This window comes from Aquabacterium sp. OR-4 (assembly GCF_025290835.2).
Classification (GTDB): Bacteria; Pseudomonadota; Gammaproteobacteria; order Burkholderiales; family Burkholderiaceae_C; genus Pseudaquabacterium.
On the sequence record NZ_JAOCQD020000001.1, the window covers coordinates 452,862 to 472,466 of the forward strand.

The 19,605-nt window shown below is 70.6% G+C and carries 16 protein-coding genes; 8 read left to right on the plus strand and 8 right to left on the minus strand.

Annotation, left to right across the window (positions count from 1 at the left end; translation table 11 throughout):
- Window positions 1–121: 121 nt before the first annotated feature.
- Together N4G63_RS01830 and N4G63_RS01835 are read left to right on the plus strand one after the other, a co-directional pair.
- Window positions 122–793: a response regulator gene (locus N4G63_RS01830; RefSeq protein ID WP_314599276.1), complete on the plus strand. Its 672-nt coding sequence runs from the start codon at window positions 122–124 to the stop codon at window positions 791–793.
- Between the two features lie 70 nt (window positions 794–863).
- Window positions 864–2,393, plus strand: a complete 1,530-nt coding sequence (locus N4G63_RS01835) for a sensor histidine kinase (RefSeq protein ID WP_260789048.1) — start codon at window positions 864–866, stop codon at window positions 2,391–2,393.
- Between the two features lie 54 nt (window positions 2,394–2,447).
- Here N4G63_RS01835 and rodA read toward each other — a convergent pair whose 3' ends face one another.
- From rodA to N4G63_RS01860, 5 genes are all read right to left on the minus strand, one after another.
- Window positions 2,448–3,602 (minus strand): rod shape-determining protein RodA, encoded by a 1,155-nt coding sequence (gene rodA / locus N4G63_RS01840; protein ID WP_260789046.1) that lies wholly within the window; start codon window positions 3,600–3,602, stop codon window positions 2,448–2,450.
- Window positions 3,599–5,701 carry a penicillin-binding protein 2 gene (gene mrdA / locus N4G63_RS01845; protein ID WP_260789045.1) on the minus strand — a complete coding sequence of 701 codons (2,103 nt, stop codon included), beginning with the start codon at window positions 5,699–5,701 and terminating at the stop codon, window positions 3,599–3,601. Before mrdA ends, rodA begins: the two co-directional genes overlap by 4 nt.
- Window positions 5,698–6,219, minus strand: coding sequence for a rod shape-determining protein MreD (gene mreD / locus N4G63_RS01850; RefSeq protein WP_314599277.1), 522 nt, complete (start codon window positions 6,217–6,219; stop codon window positions 5,698–5,700). The genes mrdA and mreD overlap by 4 nt, the downstream gene beginning before the upstream one ends.
- On the minus strand, window positions 6,216–7,253 hold the full coding sequence (gene mreC, locus N4G63_RS01855; protein WP_260789044.1) for a rod shape-determining protein MreC: 1,038 nt from the start codon (window positions 7,251–7,253) through the stop codon (window positions 6,216–6,218). Before mreC ends, mreD begins: the two co-directional genes overlap by 4 nt.
- Window positions 7,254–7,322: 69 nt before the next feature.
- Window positions 7,323–8,366, minus strand: coding sequence for a rod shape-determining protein (locus N4G63_RS01860; protein ID WP_314599278.1), 1,044 nt, complete (start codon window positions 8,364–8,366; stop codon window positions 7,323–7,325).
- A gap of 311 nt (window positions 8,367–8,677) precedes the next feature.
- Here N4G63_RS01860 and gatC point away from each other — a divergent pair, with 311 nt between their 5' ends.
- From gatC to gatB, 3 genes are read left to right on the plus strand one after another with little or no spacing between them, the layout of a single operon-like run.
- Window positions 8,678–8,977, plus strand: a complete 300-nt coding sequence (gene gatC / locus N4G63_RS01865) for an Asp-tRNA(Asn)/Glu-tRNA(Gln) amidotransferase subunit GatC (protein WP_260789042.1) — start codon at window positions 8,678–8,680, stop codon at window positions 8,975–8,977.
- A complete protein-coding gene (gatA, locus tag N4G63_RS01870; protein WP_260789041.1) occupies window positions 8,974–10,464 on the plus strand; it encodes an Asp-tRNA(Asn)/Glu-tRNA(Gln) amidotransferase subunit GatA in 1,491 nt (496 codons plus the stop codon). The genes gatC and gatA overlap by 4 nt, the downstream gene beginning before the upstream one ends.
- A 10-nt stretch (window positions 10,465–10,474) precedes the next feature.
- The gene (gene gatB, locus N4G63_RS01875) at window positions 10,475–11,935 is read left to right on the plus strand and encodes an Asp-tRNA(Asn)/Glu-tRNA(Gln) amidotransferase subunit GatB (RefSeq protein WP_260789040.1); all 1,461 of its coding nucleotides are present in this window, start codon (window positions 10,475–10,477) and stop codon (window positions 11,933–11,935) included.
- 39 nt (window positions 11,936–11,974) lie between these two features.
- Here gatB and N4G63_RS01880 read toward each other — a convergent pair whose 3' ends face one another.
- Window positions 11,975–12,712, minus strand: coding sequence for a hypothetical protein (locus N4G63_RS01880; RefSeq protein WP_260789039.1), 738 nt, complete (start codon window positions 12,710–12,712; stop codon window positions 11,975–11,977).
- A gap of 1 nt (window position 12,713) precedes the next feature.
- Window positions 12,714–13,400, minus strand: a complete 687-nt coding sequence (pyrE, locus tag N4G63_RS01885) for an orotate phosphoribosyltransferase (RefSeq protein ID WP_443112032.1) — start codon at window positions 13,398–13,400, stop codon at window positions 12,714–12,716.
- Between the two features lie 15 nt (window positions 13,401–13,415).
- On the opposite strand from pyrE, the gene N4G63_RS01890 reads away from it, so the two are divergent.
- Complete coding sequence (locus N4G63_RS01890) at window positions 13,416–14,222, plus strand: exodeoxyribonuclease III (protein WP_314599280.1); 807 nt, start codon at window positions 13,416–13,418, stop codon at window positions 14,220–14,222.
- 31 nt (window positions 14,223–14,253) lie between these two features.
- On the opposite strand, the gene N4G63_RS01895 is transcribed toward N4G63_RS01890, so the two are convergent.
- Window positions 14,254–15,390: a calcium:cation antiporter gene (locus N4G63_RS01895; RefSeq protein WP_260789036.1), complete on the minus strand. Its 1,137-nt coding sequence runs from the start codon at window positions 15,388–15,390 to the stop codon at window positions 14,254–14,256.
- A 121-nt stretch (window positions 15,391–15,511) separates the two neighbouring features.
- Between N4G63_RS01895 and N4G63_RS01900 the strand changes: the two genes are divergently transcribed.
- On the plus strand, window positions 15,512–17,545 hold the full coding sequence (locus N4G63_RS01900) for a sigma-54-dependent Fis family transcriptional regulator (RefSeq protein ID WP_260789035.1): 2,034 nt from the start codon (window positions 15,512–15,514) through the stop codon (window positions 17,543–17,545).
- A gap of 249 nt (window positions 17,546–17,794) precedes the next feature.
- On the plus strand, window positions 17,795–19,603 hold the full coding sequence (locus tag N4G63_RS01905; RefSeq protein ID WP_314599281.1) for an NAD(P)-binding domain-containing protein: 1,809 nt from the start codon (window positions 17,795–17,797) through the stop codon (window positions 19,601–19,603).
- Window positions 19,604–19,605 lie beyond the last annotated feature (2 nt).

The window sequence follows — 19,605 nt, forward strand, 5'->3', positions numbered from 1 at the left end:
CCGTGCCCCGGGTTGCTGTCAGGCTGTGCAAGTGTCGGGCTGCCTAGAATCAATTCGTCGCCTGCCGGGATCGTGCGGATCGGGCGATGCAGAACACGGTGGGCACCAGCGGGAGACGAAGATGCGGATTCTGATCGCGGAAGACGACCAGGTGCTGGCTGACGGATTGTTGCGCTCATTGCGTGCCACCGGCTATGCGGTGGACCAGGTGGGCAGTGGCAGCGAGGCCGATGCGGCGCTGGCGGCCCATGAATTCGACCTGCTGATCCTGGATCTGGGGCTGCCCAAGATGCATGGCTTCGATGTGCTGCGCAAGCTGCGCGGGCGCGGTTCGTCGGTGCCGGTGCTGATCCTCACGGCGGCCGACAGCGTGGAGCAGCGCGTCAAGGGCCTCGATCTGGGCGCCGACGACTACATGGCCAAGCCCTTCTCGCTGCAGGAGCTGGAGGCGCGGGTGCGCGCACTCACGCGGCGTGGGCTGGGCGCGGCGTCCAACGTCATCAAGCACGGTCCGCTGACCTTTGATGCCACCGGCCGCGTGGCCTACATCAGCGACCAGATGGTCGAGCTGTCGGCGCGCGAGCTCAGCCTGCTGGAGGTGCTGCTGCAGCGCGCCGGCCGGCTGGTGAGCAAGGACCAGCTGGTCGAGCGCCTGTGCGAATGGGGCGAAGAGGTGAGCAACAACGCCATCGAGGTCTACATCCACCGCCTGCGCAAGAAGATCGAGCAGGGGCCGATCCGCATCGCCACGGTGCGCGGGCTGGGCTATTGCCTGGAGAAGATCCCGAACTGAGGCTGCCGCCGCCGCCGCCAGGCGGGCCGGGGCCGTGCCGACAGGCGGCGTTATGCTGCCCCGAACCACCATGGACACCCCCCGCGAACAGCGCTCGCTCTTCGGCGAGATCCTCGACTGGATGCTCGCGCCGCTGCTCTTGCTGTGGCCGCTGAGCGTGGCGCTGACCTGGCTGGTGGCCCAAAGCATTGCCAGCCGGCCGTTTGACCGCGACCTGGCGGCGATGGCGCGCACCGTGGCCCGCCAGGTGGTGGTGGAGCCGGGCAGCACCGAGAAGCCCAGCGCGATCCGCCTGCGCCATCCCGAGGTGGCCAGCGAGGTGTTGCGCACCGACGATGCCGAGCGCGTGCTGTACCAGGTGCTGGGCGCCCGCGGCGAGTTCGTGGCCGGTGACCGCCACCTGCCGGTGCCCGAGGAGAACCCGGTGCCCGGCCAGGAGCTGCGCTGGCGCGATGACGAGCTGCAGGGCGACGGTGTGCGCGTGGCCTACCTGTGGCTGCCGCCCACCGGCGTGCCGGGGGAGCTGCCGGCCCTGGTGCAGGTGGCCGAGACGCTGGACAAGCGCTCGCGTCTGGCCACCGAGATCATCAAGGGCGTGATCGTGCCGCAGTTCGTGGTGCTGCCGCTGGCGGTGCTGCTGGTGTGGTTTGCGCTGGCGCGCGGCATCAAGCCGCTCAACGAGCTGCAGCAGCGCATCCGCCGCCGCGAGAGCCACGACCTGGCGCCGCTGCCCGAGCGCGATGTGCCCGAAGAGGTGGCGCCGCTGGTGAGCGCCATCAACGACCTGCTGGCGCGGCTGGACCAGTCGATGCGCACGCAAAAGCGTTTTCTGGCCGACGCCGCGCACCAGCTGAAGACGCCGCTGGCCGGCCTGCGCATGCAGGCCGAGCTGGCCCAGCGCGAGATCGATGCCGGCCAGCAGGACGCCAAGTCGCTCGGGCGCTCGCTGCAGTACATCGCCCACTCGAGTGAGCGCGCGGCGCACATGGTCAACCAGCTGCTGGCCATGGCCCGGGCCGAGGCGCGCACGCTGTCGCGCCAGCCCGAGACCGTGTGCCTGGTGGAACTGGCGCGCGAGACGGTGCGCGACTTCGTGCCCAAGGCGATGGACAAGCGCATCGACCTCGGCTACGAGGGCCCCGACAGCGACGACGCGCTGCACGGCCGGCTGCTGGGCCATGCGGTGATGGCGCGCGAGCTGGTGCGCAACCTGGTGGACAACGCGCTGCAGTACACGCCCACCGGCGGCACGGTGACGGTGCGCGTGATGGACGACCCCTTCGGCCAGGTGGTGGTGCTGCAGGTGGAGGACACCGGCCCGGGCATTCCCGAGGTCGAGCGCACCCTGGTGCTGGAGCCCTTCTACCGTGCGCTGGGCACCAACGCCGACGGCAGCGGCCTGGGTCTGGCCATCGTCAACGAGATCGTGCAGCAGCACGCGGCCGAGATGACGATCGCCGACGCCCGGCCACGCAGCCTGGCCGCCGCGCAGGGCCAGGGGCCCGGCGCGCTGTTCACGGTGCGCTTTCCGCTGGTGGCGTGGACACCGACGGTGGCAGACGCGGCTCAGTCGAGCGCCGGGCCGCCCCAAGACGACTGAGCACCCGCCCGGCGGGTGGCCTTGCGTACCCGCAAGGCCGGGTGCCCCAGCTCCCTAGCGCTGCATCAGGCCGCGGCTGCGCGAGATCGACATCAGCATGCCCAGCGCCAGGCCCAGCGTCACCATCGCTGTGCCGCCGTAGCTGATGAAGGGCAGCGGCACGCCCACCACCGGCAGGATGCCGCTGACCATGCCCAGGTTGACGAAGCCGTAGGTGAAGAAGCTCAGCGTGATGGCGCCGGCCAGCAGGCGCGAAAACGCGGTGGGCGCCTGCGCGGCGATGAACAGGCCGCGCAGGATCAGCGCGATGTAGCAGCTCAGCAGCAGCGCGGCGCCGAGCAGCCCGAACTCCTCGGCGAAACCGGCGAACACGAAATCGGTGGTGCGCTCGGGGATGAACTCCAGGTGCGTCTGCGTGCCGCTCATGAAGCCCTTGCCGGTGATGCCGCCCGAGCCGATGGCGATCATGCCCTGCAGGATGTGGAAGCCCTTGCCCAGCGGATCGCGGGTGGGGTCGAGCAGGGTGCACACGCGCTGCTTCTGGTAGTCGCGCAGCACATGCCAGGCCACATCGGGTTGGCACAGCGCATCGCCGCTGACCACGATGGCTCCAATGCCGACGGCGGCCAGCAGCAATACCGGCACGATCAGCCGCCACGACAGGCCGGCAAAGAACAGCACGTACAGCCCCGACGAGAGCACCAGGATGGCCGTGCCCAGGTCGGGTTGCTTGGCCACCAGCATCACCGGCAGCAGCAGCAGCGCCCCGGCCACGGCAAATTCGGGTGCGCGCCACTGGCCCTCGCGCTTCTGGAACCACCAGGCCAGCATCAGCGGCATGGCCAGCTTCATGATCTCGCTGGGCTGGATCACGATGCCCAGGTTGATCCAGCGCGTGGCGCCCTTCTTGGTGACGCCGAAGGCCAGCGTGGCCACCAGCAGCAGCACGCCCAGCGTGTACAGCGGCAGCGCCAGGGCCTGCAGGCGCTGCGGCGGCACCTGGGCCGCCACCAGCATCACCAGGCCGCCGATCAGCATGTTGCGGCCGTGGTCGGCAAAGCGGGTGCCGTGGTCGAAGCCCACCGAGTACATGGTGAGCATGCCCAGGCCGGCCAGTGCCAGCACCAGCACCGCCAGCGGGCCGTCGAACCCGCCCAGCACCGGCCGCACGCGCTGCCACAGGCTGGGGCGCTCGAAGACGTTGCTCATCGCCTGGTTCCCGCGGTTTTCAACGCCGCCGGGCCGGCCGCGGCGCTGGCCAGGGCCACCCTGGCCGCGGACGCCGGTGCGGACGCAGACGCAGACGGCGCGGGCGCAGACCCGGCCGCCGAGGCCGCCGAGGCCGGCAGCGAGGCGGCCTGGCCCGGCAGCGCAACGTCCAGCGCACGGCGCACGCTGCCGATCGGCGCGGTGGTCTGGCCCAGGCGTGTGGCGGCGATGTCTTCCACGCTGGGCCACTGGCCCTGCAGCACGTAGTCGAACACGCGGCGGGCAATGGGCGCGGCGGCCTGGGCGCCGAAGCCGGCGTTCTCGACGATCAGCGCCACGGCCACCTGCGGCGCCTCGGCCGGGGCGTAGGCCATGTACAGCGCATGGTCGCGCAGGTGCTCGGCCAGCTTGGCGGCGTTGTACTTCTCGCCCTGCTTGATGGCCACCACCTGGGCCGTGCCGGTCTTGCCCGCGGCCTGGTAGGCGGCGCCGCGGAAGGCCGAGGCCGAGGTGCCCTCGACGTTCACGCCCACCAGCGCGCGGCGGATCACCTCGAGGTGGTCGGCGCGGATCGGCACCGGCGGCAGCGCCTCGGTGCCCACCGGGCGGGCGCTGCCCGAGACCACGTCGACCACCTGGCGCACCAGGTGCGGCGTGTGGCGCTGGCCGCCGGCGGCCAGCGTGGCCGTGGCGTGCGCCAGCTGCAGGATGGTGTAGTTGTTGTAGCCCTGGCCGATGCCGATGGAGATGGTCTCGCCGGCGTACCAGCGCTTTTGCTCGGGCTTGCGGTAGGCGCGCTTCTTCCACTCGGTGGAGGGCAGCACGCCGCGCACCTCGCCGTCGAGGTCGATGCCGGTGATCTGGCCAAAGCCGAAGGGCGCCATCTGCTCGGCGATCAGGTCGACGCCCATCTCGTTGGCCAGCACGTAGTAGTAGGTGTCGCAGCTCTGCACGATGGAGCGGTACATGTCGACCACGCCGTGGCCGCCCTCCTTGTCGTCGCGGAAGCGGTGGTTGCCGAAGTTGAAGTAGCCGGGGTCGGCAATGGCCTGCTGCGGCGTGCGCTTGCCGGTGGCCAGCGCGGCCAGCGACATGAAGGGCTTGTAGGTCGAGCCCGGCGGATAGGCGCTGCGCAGCGCGCGGTTGAGCAGCGGCTTGTCGATCGATTCGTTCAGCTCGCGCCAGCTCTCCACATCGATGCCGTCGACGAACAGATTGGGGTCGAAGCTGGGCTTGCTGACGAAGGCCAGCACCTCGCCCGTGCGCGGATCGATGGCCACCAGCGCGCCGCGGCGCTCGCCGAACAGCTCTTCCACCAGGTGCTGCAGGCGGATGTCGACGCTCAGCGCCAGGGTGTTGCCCGGCGTGGCCGGATGGCTGCCCAGGCGGCGCACGGCGCGGCCGCCGGCCGAGGTTTCCACCTGGTCGAAGCCGGTGGTGCCGTGCAGCTCACGCTCGTAGCGCTGCTCCAGGCCCAGCTTGCCGATCACCTCGGTGCCGCGGTAGTTGGCCTGGTCGTCGTCGTCCCAGTCCTCCATGGCCTTCTTTTCGCTGGTGTTGATGCGGCCGATGTAGCCCACCAGATGCGCCCCGGTCTCGCCCAGCGGATAGGTGCGAAACAGCCGCGCACGCACATCCACGCCCGGAAAGCGGTAGCGCTGGGCCGTGAAGCGGGCCAGCTCCTCGTCGCTCAGGCGGTTGCGGATGGGCAGCGACTCGAAGCTCTTGCTCTCGTCGAGCAGGCGCTTGAAGCGGCGGCGGTCCTTGGGCGCGATCTCCACCACCTCGGCCAGCGCGTCGATCACGCGCTCGAGCTCGCCCTGCACCTTGGCCGGCGTGATCTCGAGGGTGTAGGCCGAGTAGTTGGTGGCCAGCACCACGCCATGGCGGTCAACGATCAGGCCGCGGTTGGGCACGGTGGGCACCACCGCGATGCGGTTGGCCTCGGCCTGCTCGGCCAGCTCGTCGTGGCGCACCACCTGCAGCCACCACAGCCGCGCGCCCAGCAGGCCAAAGCCCAGCAGCACAAACAGCGCGGCGGCGACCAGGCGGGTGCGAAAGCGCCCCAGCTCCCGGTCGAGATCCTTGAGTTCGGTCACAGCGGTCGGTTTTGATCGGGATCGGGCGCGCGGCGCTGCGGCGCCAGCAGCAGCCACACCACCAGCGGCCACAGCGCCGCCTCGGCCAGCGGGGCCAGCATCAGGCCCCAGCCCGGAAACATGCCGCCGGCGATCATGCGTGCCACCAGGGCCACGCCATGCGCCGCCAGAAACAGCGGCAGCACCTGCAGTGCCTGCGCCGGCACCGAGAACCACAGCAGCCGCCGGTGCGCGCTGACCGCGAAGTAGGCCAGCAGCGTGTAGGCCAGCGCATGCTGGCCCAGCACCGCGCCTTCGTGCACATCGATCAGCAGGCCGAAGAAGAAGGCCCAGCCCACGCCCACGCGACGCGGTTGGTGCACGTTCCAGAACACCAGCACCAGGGCCATCAGGTCGGGCGAGGCGGGGTGGCGGCCGATCGGCGTCATCTCCAGCAGCACCGCCAGCAGCAGCGAGAAGCCGATGAACAGCGGGTTGGCCGGCAGCAGCAGCTGGTCAGAGCCGCGCGGCATGATCATGGCCGGCTCCCGGTGGCGGGGGGCGTGCCAGTGGCGTTGCTGCCGGCGGCTGTGGTGCTGGCCGCGGCCGCACCGGCGGCTGCCGCGCTGCCGGGCCGCTCGGCCGGCGCGGTCTTGGCGCCCTTGGCCGGCTTGTCGGCGCGGCCGGTCTCGGCCAGCGGCTCGGGCCGCGGCGGCAGCTGCATGGCCGTGGGCTGCAGCACCAGCAGGTGGCGCACCCCGTCCAGGCCGGCGGCCGGGGCGAGCAGGATGCGGGCAAAGCCGGCATCGGCACGCCGGTCGACCCGGGTCACCGTGCCCACGGCCAGGCCGGGCGGGTAGACGCCGTCGATGCCGCTGGTGAGCAGCCGGTCACCGGCCTTCACATCGGCATTGGCAGCCACGAAGCGCAGCTCGAGCGCGCCGCCACCCTCGGCACCGCCGAAGGCCGCGCTGCGCTGCTGGGTGCGCTCGTTGAGCACCGGAATCGCTGCATCGCGGTCGGTCAGCAGCGTGACCAGCGCCGACAGCGGGTACACCGCCGTCACCTGGCCCAGCACGCCGGCCTCGTTGATCACCGGCGAGCCACGCACCACGCCATGGCGCTCGCCACGGTCGATGAACAGCTTGCGCGCATAGGGGTCGGCTGCCTCGTACAGCACCTCGGCGCCAAGGGCCGGCACGGCCAGCGCCGGGCGCAGCTCGAGCAGCGCCCGCAGCCGCGTGTTCTCGGCCGCCAGCAGGGCCCCGCGCGAGGCCAGCTCGGACTGGCGCGCCAGCTGCAACCGGGCCGCGTTTTCGCCGCTGCGCGCGGCGTCCAGGCCCTGCACATAGGCCGACACCTCGTCGGCCAGGCGCACCGGCCACTTCAGCGCCTGCTGCAGCGGCAGCAGCGCAGTGGCCATCGCCGAGCGCAGCGGCCGGGTGAGCTGGAAGCGCGTATCGGCCGCCATCAGAAAGACGGCCAGCGCCGAGCACAGCACCAGCTTGGTCAGTGCCGACGGGCCCTGGCGAAAAAAGGGCGGTGGGGTGCGATCGATCGTGCCGAGCGACATGGCGGGCTGCGGCGCAGGCGGGGCCGTGCGGTGGGGTCGGCTGGCGGCAGGCCGGGGCCGACCGGGGCCTTACTCGGAGGTGAAGATCGAACCCAGGCGCTCCATGCGCTCGAGTGCCATGCCGCAGCCACGCACCACGCAGGTCAGCGGGTCTTCGGCCACCAGCACCGGCAGGCCGGTTTCTTCGGCCAGCAGGCGATCGAGATCGCGCAGCAGCGCGCCGCCGCCGGTGAGCATCATGCCGCGCTCGGCGATGTCGGCGCCCAGCTCGGGCGGGGTCTGCTCGAGCGCGTTCTTGACGCTGGAGACGATCTGGTTCAGCGGGTCGGTCAGCGCCTCGAGGATCTCGTTGCTGCTGATCGTGAAGCTGCGCGGCACGCCTTCGCTGAGGTTGCGGCCCTTGACCTCGATCTCCTTGACCTCGCTGCCCGGGAAGGCCGAGCCGATGTTCTTCTTGATCATCTCGGCGGTGGGCTCGCCGATCAGCATGCCGTAGTTGCGGCGGATGTAGTTGATGATGGCTTCGTCGAACTTGTCGCCGCCCACCCGCACGCTGCCCTTGTAGACCATGCCGCCCAGCGAGATCACGCCGACCTCGGTGGTGCCGCCGCCGATGTCGACCACCATCGAGCCCGAGGCCTCGCTCACCGGCAGGCCGGCGCCGATGGCCGCGGCCATCGGTTCTTCGATCAGGTAGACCTCGCTGGCGCCGGCGCCCAGCGCCGATTCACGGATGGCGCGGCGCTCGACCTGGGTCGAGCCGCAGGGCACGCAGATGATGATGCGCGGGCTCGGGCGCAGCACCGAGCGCGGGTGGACCATCTTGATGAACTGCTTGAGCATCTGCTCGGTGACGGTGAAGTCGGCGATCACGCCGTCCTTCATCGGGCGAATGGCCTCGATGTTGCCGGGCACCTTGCCGAGCATGGCCTTGGCTTCCTTGCCGACGGCCTGGATGGTCTTCTTGCCGTTGGGGCCACCCTCGTGGCGGATGGCCACCACCGAGGGTTCGTCCAGCACGATGCCCTTGCCGCGCACGTAGATCAGCGTATTGGCGGTGCCAAGGTCGATGGCCAGGTCGGTGGAGAAATAGCGGCGCAGGGATCCGTACATGGGGAAACGCAATCTGGGCAGGAGGGCGATCAGCGGCAGGCAGCGGCGGGCACAGGCCCGAGGCGACTTCTAGGCGGTGCGGCAGACCGCGGAACGCGACATTGGACGGTGTGGGCCGTGGGTTGCGATGCGCAACGCAGGCACGGCAGGCAGGCTGGAAAGAGGGGCGGCCCACCCCGGTGTTGACGCTGGCGGCAGCAGCGAAATGGCCGCTGCCGGCAATGGGCGCATCAGGGTGTGGATAACCGAAGATAATACCGCATCACCCCGGTGTTTCCCCCTTCGGAAACCCACCGTTGCACCGCTTCCCCATGCCTCTGACCCCACAGGACGTGAGCCGCATCGCGCATCTGGCTCGCCTCGAACTCAACCCCGCCGAAGAGCCCGTGATGCTGGCCCAGCTGAACGACTTTTTCGGCATCGTCGAGCAGATGCGTGCCGTCGACACCTCGGGTGTGGAGCCGCTGTACACGCCCCTGTCGGCGTTGCACGCGGTCGAGCTGCGGCTGCGTGACGACGCGGTGAGCGAAGCGCCCGACCGCACGGCCAACCAGGCCAGCGCGCCAGCGGTGGAAGACGGCTTGTTCCTGGTGCCGAAGGTCATCGAATGAGCGCTGAACTGCACACGCTGGGCGTGGCCCAGCTCGGCCGCGCGCTGGCCGACAAAACCGTCTCCAGCGAGGAACTCACCCGCCACCTGCTGGGCCGCATCGAGGCGCAGCGCGCGCTCGGCGCCTTCTTGCACGTGGACGCCGAAACCGCGCTGGCCGGCGCCCGCGCCGCCGATGCGCAGCGCGCCGCCGGCCAGGCCGGCCCGCTGACCGGCGTGCCGATTGCGCACAAGGACATCTTCGTCACCCGCGGCGCGCCCACCACCGCTGGCTCGAAGATGCTGGCCGGCTATGCCAGCCCCTTTGACGCCACCGTGGTGGCGCGGCTCGATGCCGCCGGCACGGTGCGCCTGGGCAAGCTCAACTGCGACGAGTTCGCGATGGGCTCGGCCAACGAGAACTCGGCGTTTTTTCCGGCCCACAACCCCTGGGATGCCAACCGCGTGCCCGGCGGCTCGTCGGGTGGCTCGGCCACGGCCGTGGCCGCGCGCCTGCTGCCGGCAGCCACCGGCACCGACACCGGCGGCTCGATCCGCCAGCCGGCCAGCTTCACCGGCATCACCGGCATCAAGCCCACCTACGGCGTGTGCTCGCGCTACGGCATGATCGCCTTCGCCTCCAGCCTCGACCAGGCCGGCCCGATGGCGCGCAGTGCCGAAGACTGCGCGCTGCTGCTGGGTGCGATGAGCGGTTTTGATGCGCTCGATGCCACCAGTGCGCAGCGCCCGCCGCAAGATTTTCACGCCCAGATGCTGGCCCCGCGTGCCGGTGCCAGCGCGGCCCAGCCGCTGGCTGGCCTGCGCATCGGCCTGCCGAAGGAGTTTTTCCCCGACGGCCTGGCCTCGGATGTGGCCGGCAGCGTGCGCGCCGCGCTGGCCGAGCTGCAGAAGCTGGGCGCCGCGCTGGTGGATGTGAGCCTGCCGCGCACCCAGCTGTCGATCCCGGTGTACTACATCATCGCCCCGGCCGAGGCCAGCTCGAACCTGAGCCGCTTCGACGGCGTCAAGTTCGGCCACCGCGCCGCGCAGTACACCGACCTGCTCGACATGTACAAGAAGAGCCGCGCCGAGGGCTTTGGCCCCGAGGTCAAGCGCCGCATCATGATCGGCGCCTATGTGCTCAGCCACGGCTACTACGACGCCTACTACCTGCAGGCGCAGAAGCTGCGCCGCATGATCGCCGACGACTTCCAGGCCTGCTTCCGCGAGTGCGACGTGATCGCCGGCCCGGTGGCGCCCACGGTGGCCTGGAAGCTGGGCGAGCAGGGCGCCGACCCGCTGCAGGCGTATCTGGCCGACATCTTCACCCTGCCCGCCAGCCTGGCCGGCCTGCCCGGCATGAGCGTGCCGGCCGGCTTTGGCGAGGGCGGCATGCCGGTCGGCCTGCAGCTGATCGGCAACTACTTTGCCGAAGGCACGCTGCTGCACGCCGCGCATGCGCTGCAGCAGGCCACCGACTGGCACACCCGTGTGCCGGCCGGCATCTGAGCCCGATCCCATGAGCACTCCCGCATTGATTCGTGGCTACGAGGTCGTCATCGGCCTGGAAACCCACGCCCAGCTCTCCACGCAGAGCAAGATCTTCTCCGGCGCCAGCACCGCCTTCGGCGCGGCGCCCAACACCCAGGCCTGCGCGGTGGATCTGGCGCTGCCCGGCACGCTGCCGGTGATGAACCGCGCCGCGGTCGAGCGCGCCATCCGCTTTGGCCTGGCGGTGGGCGCCAAGGTGGCGCAGCAATCGATCTTTGCGCGCAAGAACTACTTCTACCCCGATCTGCCCAAGGGCTACCAGATCAGCCAGTACGAGACGCCGGTGGTGCAGGGCGGCAGCCTGAAGATCCGCGTGGGCGACGGCGACAAGGCGGTGGAGAAGCTGGTCAACCTGACCCGCGCGCATCTGGAAGAAGACGCTGGAAAAAGCCTGCACGAAGACTTTCACGGCCAGACCGGCATCGACCTGAACCGTGCCGGCACGCCGCTGCTGGAGATCGTCACCGAGCCCGACATGCGCAGCAGCGCCGAGGCCGTGGCCTACGCCCGCGCGCTGCACGCGCTGGTGATGTGGCTGGGCATCTGCGACGGCAACATGCAGGAAGGCAGTTTTCGCTGCGATGCCAACGTCTCGGTGCGCAAGCCCGGGGCGCCGTTCGGCACGCGGCGCGAGATCAAGAACCTCAACTCGTTTCGCTTCCTGCAGCAGGCCATCGACTACGAGGTGCAGTGGCAGATCGACCAGATCGAGGACGGCCTGGCGATCCAGCAGGCCACCGTGCTGTTCAACCCCGACCGTGGCGAGACGCGGGCCATGCGCAGCAAGGAAGACGCGCACGACTACCGCTACTTCCCCGATCCCGACCTGCCGCCGCTGGTGATCGCGGCCGACTGGATCGCGCGCGTGAAGGGCGAGATGCCCGAGCTGCCGGCGGCCATGGCGCAGCGCTTCCAGTCGGCCGACGGCCTGCCGGCCTATGACGCGGCGATGATGACCCAGAGCCTGCCGTTTGCGCGCTACTACGAGGCGGCGCGCGACGCGTGTGCCCAGCCCAAGCTGGTGGCCAACTGGCTGATGGGCGAGCTGAGCAAGCGCCTGAACACCGAGGGCCGCGACATCGCCGAGGCGCCGCTGCCGGCCGCCACGCTGGCCGCGCTGATCGGCCGCATTGCCGACGGCACGGTGAGCAACAACGCCGCCAAGCAGGTGTTCGATGCACTGTGGACCGGCGAGGCCACCGAGGTGGATGCGGTGATCGAGGCCAAGGGCCTGCGGCAGATGAACGACAGCGGCGCGCTCGAGAAGATCGTCGACGAGGTGCTGGCCGCCAACGCCAAGAACATCGAGGAATACCGCGCCGGCAAGGACAAGGCCTTCAACGCGCTGGTGGGCCAGGTGATGAAGGCCAGCAAGGGCAAGGCCAATCCGGCCCAGGTGAACGAGGTGCTGAAGGCCCGCCTGGGCTGAGCGCCAGCGGCGGCGGCCCGGCGCTGCCGGGCGCCGCGCTCAGCGGCGCACGCCGCGCGACGGATCGGACGAGGTGTTGACCACCGGCAGCGAGCCCGGCGACGAGCCGGCCCACAGCGCGCGCAGCCGCTCGAGCTCGCCGTCGTACAGCGCGTGGATGCGCGCCAGCTCGGCGGCCTGGGTCTTGGTGGCCTCGCGCTGCGCCTGCATCGCGGCATCGTTGGCGTCGAGCTGCTGCTTGAGCTTCAACGGCAGCGGGCGGCCCTTGTAGAACTCGGTCTCGTCGACCAGCGGCTTGCGCTCGGCGGCCAGGTCCTTCAGGCGCTGTTCGGTGGTGCGGATGGCCACCTGCACCGTGTCGAGCGCCGCGTTGCGGGCCTTCAGGTGCGCTGACTCGTTGGGAAAGCGCGACATCAGATTGCGGTCACGCCGCACCGCGTCGGTCTGCGCGGCGCGCTGCAGTGCGGCCCGGCGCTCGATGGCCTCGCGCTCGGCACGCTCTTCGGGCGTGAGGCTGGGCGGGATCACCTGGCGCAGCGAGCCGTCGCGGTTGCGCACCTGCTGCTCGCGCGCCAGGCAAGCCGCGATGGGGCGGTCGGAGGTGATGCGTTTGCCCTGCGCATCCACACAGGTGTAGATGCCCGGGCCCGCGCCCTCGTTGGCGGCCTGTGCCGGGGTGCTGGCCGGCAGCAGCGTCAGCGCGCCCAGCAACGCCCCCACCGCCCGGTGCAGGGCGCTGGCATGGGTTCGCGGTGCAGACGGCAACAGGCCGGACATCTCATACCCCGTAGCGGTCACGGTACGCGGCCACCCGCGGCAGATGTGCTGCCAGATCAGGGGCCTGAGTCGACTGCAGATAGTGCAGCAAATCGCCCAGCGTGGCCACTGCCGAGACCTGCAGTTTCAGTTGGTCACGCACCCATTGCACGGCCGACCAGGCGGCGTCCTGCCCGTTCTCGGTGGCTTTTTCCTGGCGGTCGAGCGCGATCGCCACGCCCACCGGCTGCGCGCCGGCGGCGGTGATCATGGCGATCGACTCGCGCACCGAGGTGCCGGCCGAGATCACGTCGTCGATGATCAGCACCCGGCCGCGCATCGGCGCGCCCACCAGGGTGCCGCCCTCGCCATGGTCTTTGGCCTCTTTGCGGTTGTAGGCGAAGGGCACGTTGCGGCCGGCGCGCGCCAGCTCCACGGCCACCGCCGCCGCCAGCGGAATGCCCTTGTAGGCCGGGCCGAACAGCAGGTCGAACTCGAGCCCCGAGGCGAGCAGGCGGCGTGCATAGAATCCGGCCAACCGCCCCAGCTTGGCGCCGTCGTCGAACAGACCGGCGTTGAAGAAGTAGGGGGACAACCGTCCGGCCTTGGTCTTGAACTCGCCGAAGCGCAGCACGCCGGACTCGACCGCGAATTGCACGAACTCCTGCGCCAGCGCGTCCGCCGTGGCGGCGGTGGGGGTCGTCGTCATCGACATGGAGCTCACTTGGCCTTTCGTCTTGTCACGCTGAACCTGAACGGCATCCGCTCGGCCGCCAACAAGGGCTTTCTCGAGTGGGCCGCACAGTCAAACGCGGATTGTATGGGGGTGCAGGAAGTCAAGGCCCAGCACGAGGATGTGGCCGGGCGCTTCGACACCGTGGCCGGCATGCCCGGACACTTTCACTACGCCGAGAAAAAAGGCTATTCCGGCGTGGGCCTGTACACCCGCCACGCACCCAGCGACGTGCAGGTGGGCCTGGGCAACCCCGAGTTCGATGCCGAGGGCCGCTGGGTGGAACTGCGCTTCGACAAGCCCGGGCGCAAGCTCAGCATCATCAGCTGCTACTTTCCCAGCGGCTCGAGCGGCGAGGACCGCCAGCAGGCCAAGTTCCGCTTTCTCGAGATCATGGCGCCGCACCTGGCCCGGCTGAAGAAGACGCGCGAGTTCATCCTGGTGGGTGACGTGAACATCGCGCACCAGGAAGCCGACCTGAAGAACTGGAAGAGCAACCAGAAGAACTCGGGCTTCCTGCCCGAAGAGCGCGGCTGGATGAGCACCCTGCTGGGCGCGGCCAAGGGCCACGGCGGCCTGGTGGACGTGTACCGCCGCCTGCACCCCGACACCACCGACGCCTGCTACACGTGGTGGAGCAACCGCGGCCAGGCCTATGCCAAGAACGTGGGCTGGCGGCTCGACTACCACCTGGCCACGCCGGCGCTGGCCGAGCAGGCACAGGCCGCGGCGATCTACAAGGACCAGAAGTTCAGCGACCACGCGCCGCTGACCATCGACTACGGCTTCAGCCTGTAGCCGGTTTCGGCGGGGCCGCGCGGCCCGGCGTTCACGGCACCACCGCCAAGAAGAGGAAGGCGCCAAACAGCACCAGGTGCACCGCGCCGTGCAGCACCGTGGCGCGGCCGCTGCCCAGGGTGATGGCGCCCACCAGCAGGCTCAGCGTCAGCAGCACGATCTGCATCGGCGGCATGCCCAGCACCAGCGGAAACGGGAACAGCGGCGACATCGCCGCCACCACCGGAATCGTCAGCCCGATGCTGGCCAGGCCCGAGCCCAGCGCCAGGTTCAGGCTGCTCTGCATGCGGTTGCCGCGCGCCGCGCGCACTGCGGCGCCGGTTTCGGGCAGCAGCACGATCAGCGCGATCAGCACGCCCACCAGCGACTTGGGCGCACCGATCGAGGCCACGCCGGCCTCGAGCGCCGGTGCCAGCGCCTTGGCCAGGCCCACCACGCCCACCAGCGACAGCAGCAGCAGGCCGAACGCGGCCCAGGCCACGCCGTTGGGCGGTGGCGGCAGATGGGCGTCGTGGTCGCTCTGGTCCACCGGCAGAAAGTAGTCGCGGTGGCGCACCGTCTGCACGAACACGTACACGCCATACAGCGTGAGCGAGGCCACGCCGGCAAAGGCCAGCTGCGCGCCGCTGTAGGTGGGCCCGGGCGTGGTGGTGGTGAAGTTGGGCAGCACCAGGGCCAGGCCGGCCAGCGCGGCCAGCGCCGCCAGCGCCGGGCTGGTGCCGTCCACCCGGTAGGCCAGCACGCCGTGGCGCGCCGCGCCGATCACCATGCACAGGCCCACGATGCCGTTGCAGACGATCATGATGGCCGAGTACACCGTGTCGCGGGCCAGCGCATTGGCCTGTTCGCCACCGGCCAACATCAGCGTGACGATCAGCGCCACCTCGATCACCGTCACCGCCACCGCCAGCACCAGGGTGCCGAAGGGCTCGCCCACGCGATGGGCCACCACCTCGGCATGGTGGATGGCCGACATCACCGCACCGAACAGCGCCGCGGTGAGCAGCGTGCCCAGGCCGATGCCCAGCGGCAGGCCCGCGGCCAGGGCCAGGGCCAGCACGGCCAGCGCGGCCAGCAGCGGGCCGGCCAGGCTCCAGGCCGGCAGGCTGGCGGGCAGCCGCCAGTGGCCGGTGCGTGCCGGGGCGGGGGTGGAATGATCGTGGGCCATGGCGCGATGCTAGTGGCTGCGCGCTGACCGCCGGCGCCGCCGCGGATTTGTCCCCGGTTGACAGTGCGAGGCCGCGCCCCGATGGTGTCAGGCCCCGTCTGCCCACTGTCAAGCCGCCACCATGCACACCGCCCAGCACCAGCACATCGCCACCGTGATGCAGGTGGCTCAGCGCGGCGTGGAAGCGGCGCTGGCCGCGCGCCATGAGCAGGTGATCCGCGACAGCTGGCTGCGCTGCGTGCAGCAGCACCGGCTCGACCCCACGCGCATGCAGGAGGCGGTGATCCTGCCGCAGCAGCGCCTGCGCGAGCACCAGGACCAGATGGAGGCCTTTCTGCACATTGCCCGCCACGGCCTGGAGGCGCTGTACCAGCAGGTGGCGGGCATGGGCTATGTGGTGCTGCTGACCGATGCGCGTGGCGTCACGGTGGATTTTCTGGGCGATCTGGTGGTCGAGCCCAGCCTGCGCCGCGCCGGCCTGTACCTGGGCGCCGACTGGAGCGAGCACCATGCCGGCACCTGCGGCGTGGGCACCTGCATCAGCACCGGCCAGGCGCTCACGGTGCACCTCGATGACCACTTCGACGCCACCCACATCCCGCTGACCTGCACCGCCGCGCCGGTGTTCAGCCCCAGCGGCGAGCTGAGCGCGGTGCTCGACATCTCGGCGCTCACCTCCGATCAGCCCAAGAGCAGCCAGCACCTGGCGCTGCAGCTGGTGAAGGTGTATGCCCAGCATGTGGAGAACGCGCAGTTCCTGCAGCGCTTTCGCCACGACTGGGTGCTGCGCCTGAGCCCGGCGCCGCAGTTCCTGGATGTGAACCCCGACTACCTGGTGGCGCTGGATGCCGGCGGCCGCCTGATCGGCCACAACCGCCGCGCGCAGCTGCTGCTGCAGGGCCTGCCGGCGCTGCAGGGCCAGGCGTTGATCGGCCAGCCGCTGGGCGCCTGGCTGGAGGCGCGGCCCGACGACCTGGGCCGCTTTGTGGCCGCGCGGCCGGTCGACCAGCGCGCGGTGATGCTGGCCGGCGGCGCGCGGCTGCTGTTCATGCTGGCGTCGCCACCGCCGGCGGTGCTGCCCCGGGCCGCCGCCACGCCCGGCCCCGCGCAGCGCCGCCTGCCGGCCGCGCTGGCCGCCTTGTCGGGCGGCGATGCGCGGCTCGACCGCCAGCTCGAGCGCGCGGCGCGCCTGGTCAACAGCCCGGTGAGCCTGCTGCTCACCGGCGAGACCGGCAGCGGCAAGGAGTTTTTCGCCAAGGCCCTGCACGCCGCCAGCGAGCGCCGCGGCCGGCCCTTCGTGGCGGTGAACTGCGCCGCCATCCCCGAGGGCCTGATCGAGAGCGAGCTGTTCGGCCACCTGCCCGGCAGCTTCACCGGCGCCGGGCCGCGCGCCAAGCGCGGTCTGATCCAGGCGGCCGACGGCGGCACGCTGTTTCTCGACGAGATCGGCGACATGCCCAGGTCGCTGCAGGCGCGGCTGCTGCGCGTGCTGGCCGAGCGCGAGGTGCTGCCCATCGGCGCCAGCCGCCCGGTGCCGGTGGACATCCGCGTGATCGCCGCCACCCACTGCGCCCTGGAGGCGCTGGTGCGCGAGGGGCGCTTTCGCGACGACCTGTACTACCGCCTGAACGGCGCGCTGTTCCAGCTGCCGCCGCTGCGCGAGCGCGCCGACCTGGGCGTGATGATCGACCGCCTGCTGGCCGCGCCGCGCGCCCCTGGCGCCGCGCCCGCCGCGGCCGCTGCCGAACGGCCACCGGCGCTGTCGGCCGAGGCCCGCGCGCTGCTGCTGGCCCACCGCTGGCCGGGCAACCTGCGCGAGCTGGCCAATGCGCTGGCCTATGCCCGCAGCGTGTGCAGCGACGGCCTGATCCAGCCGGCCGACCTGCCCGACGCGCTGCTGGCCGAGGCCGCCGCCACCACCGCGCCGCCGCAGGCGCCAGGCCGGCCCGCCTGGCCCGGGCCGGCCCTGCCGACGCAGGCGCACAACGAGGCCGATCTGCTGCGCCAGGCACTGCGCGCGGCGCACTGGAACGTATCGGCCCTGGCCCGGCAATGGGGCTGTTCGCGCATGACGCTGTACCGGCGCATGGCGCGCTGGGGCGTGAAGTCGCCCAACGCCCGCGACGGCGAGCCACCTGTCACGCCGGCGCTGTGACACCTGTCTCGGTGTGACAGTGGCGGCGGCCCGCGTGCGGTGGCCGCTCACATTTGCTGCAATGCAGCAGCACAAGGGCGTGCCGGCCGGCCTCACCCAGGACAGATCGCGCAGCGGCGCCATGCTGCAGCGCAATGCGCGCGGTCTCCCAGGCCGCCAGCCCGCACGCGGCACGACGCTTGCGCTTCATCCAGGCCCGCAGCGCCCCAGCTCGCGCCGCGGCAAACAACCCTGGATGGAGACAAGTTGATGCGTGAATCCCAAGCCAACACCGCCGCGCGCACCTGGCTGGCGGCCTTTGATGCCGCACTGACGGCGCGCGATCTCGACGCCGCCACGGCACTGTTCGGCGCCGAGTGCTACTGGCGCGACCTGATCAGCTTCACCTGGAACATCTGCACGCAGGAAAGCCCGGCCCAGGTGCGCGCCATGCTGGCGGCGCGGCTGGACGATGTGGCGCCATCGCACTGGCAGCTCGACGGCGAGGCGGCCGAAGCCGATGGCATCACCGAGGCCTGGTTCACCTTCGACACCCGGGTGTCACGCGGCAAGGGCCTGCTGCGCCTGAAGGATGAGAACGGGCAAGCCAGGGCCTGGACGCTGCTGACCACCATGGTCGAGCTGAAGGGCCATGAAGAAAAGACCGGCGAGCACCGTGCCGCCGGCGCCGAGCATGGCGTGCACAAGGGGCGCAAGAGCTGGTCGGAGCTGAAGGCCGACGAGGCCGCCAACCTGGGCCACACGGTGCAGCCCGAGGTGGTGATCATCGGTGGCGGCCAGGGCGGCATCGCGCTGGCGGCGCGGTTGCGGCGCCTGGGGGTGTCGCACCTGGTGATCGAGAAGAACGCCAAGCCCGGCGACAGCTGGCGCCGTCGCTACAAGAGCCTGTGCCTGCACGACCCGGTGTGGTACGACCACCTGCCCTACCTGCCGTTCCCGAACGACTGGCCGGTGTTTGCGCCCAAGGACAAGATCGGCGACTGGCTCGAGGCCTACGTCAAGATCATGGAGATCAACTACTGGGCCGCCACCCAGGCCCAGGGCTGCCGGTACGACGAGCAGGCCGGCCGCTGGGACGTGACCGTGGTGCGCGACGGCCAGACCGTGGTGCTGCACCCCAAGGAGCTGGTGATCGCGCTGGGCGTGTCGGGCTATGCCAATGTGCCCAAGCTGCCGGGGGCCGAACGCTTCGAGGGTGACCAGCACCACAGCAGCCAGCATCCCGGCCCCGAGGCCTGCAAGGGCAAGAAGGTGGTGGTGCTGGGCAGCAACAACTCGGCCCACGACATCTGCGCCGCGCTGTGGGAGCACGACGTCGACGTGACCATGGTGCAGCGCAGCTCGACCCACATCGCCCCCAGCGCCGCGCTGATGGAGCTGGCGCTGGGCGGCCTGTACAGCGAGCAGGCGCTGAAGAACGGCATCGACCACCACAAGGGCGACCTGATCTTTGCCAGCGTGCCGTACAAGATCATGCACAGCTTCCACATCCCCGTGTACGAGGAGATGCAGCGCCGCGAGGCCAGCCTGTACGGCCGGCTCGAGAAGGCCGGCTTCATGCTTGACTTCGGCGCCGATGGCTCGGGCCTGTTCATGAAGTACCTGCGCCGCGGCTCGGGCTACTACATCGATGTGGGCGCCAGCGAGCTGGTGGCCAACGGCAGCATCAAGCTCAAGAGCCGGGTCAACATCGAGCATGTCAACCCGAACAGCGTGACCCTGACCGATGGCACCGAGCTGCCCTGCGACGTGCTGGTCTATGCCACCGGCTACGGCTCGATGAACCAGTGGCTGGTCGACCTGATCTCGCCCGAGGTGGCCAACCAGGTGGGCAAGGTGTGGGGCCTGGGCAGCGACACGCCCAAGGACCCCGGGCCCTGGGAAGGCGAGCTGCGCAACATGTGGAAGCCCACGCAGGTGCCGCACCTGTGGATCCACGGCGGCAACCTGCACCAGAGCCGGCACTACTCGCAGTTCCTGTCGCTGCAGCTGAAGGCGCGGCTGGCCGGCATTCCGACGCCGGTCTACAACCAGGCGCCGGTGCACCACCTCCGGTGAAC